Annotated in this window: 3 protein-coding genes; all 3 read left to right on the top strand. The window is 73.2% G+C overall.

Features of this window, described 5'->3' with window-relative positions; genetic code table 11:
• Nucleotides 1–1646: FAD-dependent oxidoreductase (locus HGA02_RS13630; protein WP_168679457.1), on the top strand; the 1646-nt coding region annotated here is incomplete at its 5' end.
• Entirely contained in the window at nt 1643–3097 is a 1455-nt protein-coding gene (locus HGA02_RS13625) for an ATP-binding protein (protein ID WP_343035478.1), read from the top strand. The genes HGA02_RS13630 and HGA02_RS13625, both read left to right, overlap by 4 nt.
• The coding region (locus HGA02_RS13620; protein WP_168679456.1) for a UBP-type zinc finger domain-containing protein at nt 3094–3377 on the top strand (284 nt) is incomplete at its 3' end. The genes HGA02_RS13625 and HGA02_RS13620, both read left to right, overlap by 4 nt.

Raw genomic sequence — 3377 nt, 5'->3', positions numbered from 1 at the left:
CGCTCCTGTCCGTCGACGACGACCCGGCCGTCTCCCGGGCGGTCGCCCGCGACCTGCGCCGCCGCTACGGCGCGGGCTACCGGATCGTGCGCGCCGAGTCGGGCGACGCGGCGCTCGAGGCGCTGCGCGAGCTCAAGCTGCGCGGCGAGCAGGTCGCGGTGCTGCTCGCGGACCACCGGATGCCGGGGATGACGGGCATCGAGTTCCTCGAGCAGGCGATGGACCTGTTCCCGCAGGCCAGGCGGGTCCTGCTGACCGCGTACGCGGACACCGAGGCGGCGATCGACGCGGTCAACGTCGTCGACCTGGACCACTACCTGCTCAAGCCGTGGGCGCCGCCGGAGGAGAAGCTGTACCCGGTCATCGACGCGCAGCTCGACGCGTGGGCCGCGAGCGCACCGCCTCCCGTGCCGCAGGCGAAGGTCGTCGGTCACCGCTGGTCGGCGCGGTCGTCGGAGGTGCGCGAGTTCCTGGCGCGCAACCAGGTGTCGTACCGGTGGTTCTCGTCGGACTCGCCCGAGGGCCGCCGGCTGCTGGAGGCGGCGGGGGCGGACGAGTCGGCGGTGCCGCTCGTCGTGACCCCCGAGGGCGAGCCGCTGCAGTCGCCCGACGACGCGACGCTGGCCGCCCGGGTGGGGCTGGCGACGTCGCCCGCGACGGACTTCTACGACCTGGTGGTGGTCGGCGGCGGACCCGCGGGCCTGTCGGCGGCGCTGTACGGCGCGTCGGAGGGCCTGCGCACGGCGCTCATCGAGCGCGTCGCGACGGGCGGCCAGGCGGGGCAGAGCTCACGCATCGAGAACTACCTGGGCTTCCCCGACGGCGTCTCGGGGGCGCAGCTCACCGAGCGGGCGCGGCGGCAGGCGCTGCGGTTCGGTGCGGAGATCGTGCTCGCGGCGGACGTCGTCTCACTCGAGGTCAACGGCGCCGCGCGGCACGTGCGGCTGGGCGACGGGAGCGTCGTCGGGGCGCACACGGTGCTGCTCGCGAACGGGGTGTCGTACCGGGAGCTCGACGGTCCGGGGCTCGCGGCGCTCACCGGGCGCGGCGTCTACTACGGGTCGGCGCTGACCGAGGCGCCGGCGTGCACCGACCAGGACGTCTACATCGTCGGGGGCGCGAACTCCGCGGGGCAGTCGGCGATGCACCTGTCCCGCACGGCCCGGTCGGTCACGCTCGTCGTGCGCGGCGAGGGCCTGTCCGCGTCGATGTCGCACTACCTGATCGAGCAGATCGCGGCGAACCCCAAGGTGCACGTGCGCACGTGCTGCGAGGTCGTCGAGGCGATCGGCGACGACCACCTCGAGCGGCTCGTGCTGCGCGACTCGACGACGGGCGAGAAGGAGGAGGTGCCGACGAGCCACCTCTTCGTGTTCATCGGTGCCGTCCCGCGCACCGACTGGCTCGACGGGACGGTCGCGCGCGACGCACGCGGGTTCGTGCTCGCCGGGCCGGACCTGCTCGACGAGGGCCGACCGCCGAGCGGCTGGCCGCTCGACCGCCCGCCCTACCACCTGGAGACCAGCCGACCCGGGGTGTTCGTCGCGGGCGACGCCCGTGCCGAGTCGGCCAAGCGCGTCGCGTCCGCCGTGGGCGAGGGAGCGATGGCGGTCATGCTCGTCCACCGGTACCTGGAGCAGCTGTGACGACGACACCCGACCGCCTGCCCTGCGACATCGCGGAGCTCCGCACGCTCTTCCTGTTCGACAAGCTGGACGACGAGCAGATGCTGTTCCTGTGCTCGCGCGGGCACGTCGAACGGCAGGAACCCGGCTTCGTCTTCCGCGAAGGTGAGCCCGCCGACGCGTTCTACGTGCTGCTCGACGGCTCGATCGCGCTGTACCGGCGGGTCGGCACGGACGACGTCGAGATCAGCCGCACGTCGCAGGTCGGCGTCTACGCGGGCGCGTGGCACGCGTACCTCCAGCAGCAGGAGGCCCGCAGCTACCTGCACTCGCTGCGCGTCCTCACGCCGTCGCGGTTCTACGTGCTGCCGGCCGCGGACTTCTCCGAGGTCATGCACACGTGGTTCCCCATGGCGATGCACCTGCTGGAGGGCCTGTTCTTCGGGCAGAAGAGCATGCAGACGGCGACCGCCCAGCGCGAACGCCTCCTCGCGCTCGGGTCGCTGTCGGCGGGCCTCACTCACGAGCTCAACAACCCGGCGTCGGCCGCGACCCGCGCGACCGCGACGCTGCGCGAGCGGGTGGCCCGGATGCGCAGCAAGCTCGCGCTCGTCGCGTCGGGTGCGTACGACCGCGACGAGCTCGTGCAGATCATCGAGCTGCAGGAGAAGGCCGTCGCGGCGCTGGAGGAGGCACGCGGCCGACCGCCGCTGTCGGCGCTGGACACCTCGGACCGCGAGGACGACGTCGCGGACTGGCTCGACGACCACGGCGTCGGCGACAACGCCGAGATGGCGCACTCGTTCGTCGAGGCCGGCATCGACCCGCAGTGGCTCGAGGACCACGTCGGCGGCATCCCGGAGAACGTCGTCGCGGGCGCCGCGCACTGGCTCGGCTACACGCTCGAGACCGAGCTGCTCATGAACGAGGTCGAGGACGCGACGACCCGCATCTCCACGCTCGTCGAGGCCGCGAAGCAGTACTCGCAGATCGGCCGCGCGGCGCAGCAGGAGGCCGACGTCCACGTCCTGCTCGACAGCACCCTGACGATGCTCGACGCCAAGCTCAAGGGCGTCGACGTCGTCCGGCACTACGACCGGTCGCTGCCGCCCGTCCTCGTGCACGGCGCCGAGCTCAACCAGGTCTGGACGAACCTGGTCGACAACGCCCGCCAGGCCCTCGCCGAGATGCCGCCCGACCAGCGCCGCCTCACGATCACGACCCGTCGCGTCGAGGACTGGCTCGAGGTCGAGATCGCGGACACCGGACCCGGCATCCCGTCCGAGATCGTCGACCGCGTCTTCGAGCCGTTCTTCACGACCAAGCCCGTCGGGTCCGGCACCGGGCTCGGCCTCGACATCTCGTGGCGCATCGTCGTCGGCAAGCACCACGGCGACCTCCGCGTGACGTCGCAGCCCGGCGACACCCGCTTCCTCGTCCGCCTGCCCCTCACCCCACCGGAGGCCTCGTGAGCATCGACGTCGACACCACCGTCCCGCCGAGCGGCACCGGCTGCGCGGAGTGCGACGCCGACGGGGGGTGGTGGGTGCACCTGCGCCGCTGCGCGCACTGCGGCCACGTCGGCTGCTGCGACACGTCCCCCGCCCAGCACGCGACCGCGCACTGGCGCGAGACGGGCCACCGCTACATGCGCTCGTTCGAGCCCGGTGAGGACTGGTGGTGGGACTACGCCGACGGCGTGCCCGTCGACGGCCCGCCGCTCGCCCCGCCCGAGGCCCGCCCCGACGCGCA

The organism is Cellulomonas septica, from assembly GCF_012396155.1.
Lineage (GTDB): Bacteria > Actinomycetota > Actinomycetes > Actinomycetales > Cellulomonadaceae > Cellulomonas > Cellulomonas septica.
Note: the sequence above shows the minus strand (reverse complement) of the source record. Positions and strands in the feature narration are given on the sequence as shown.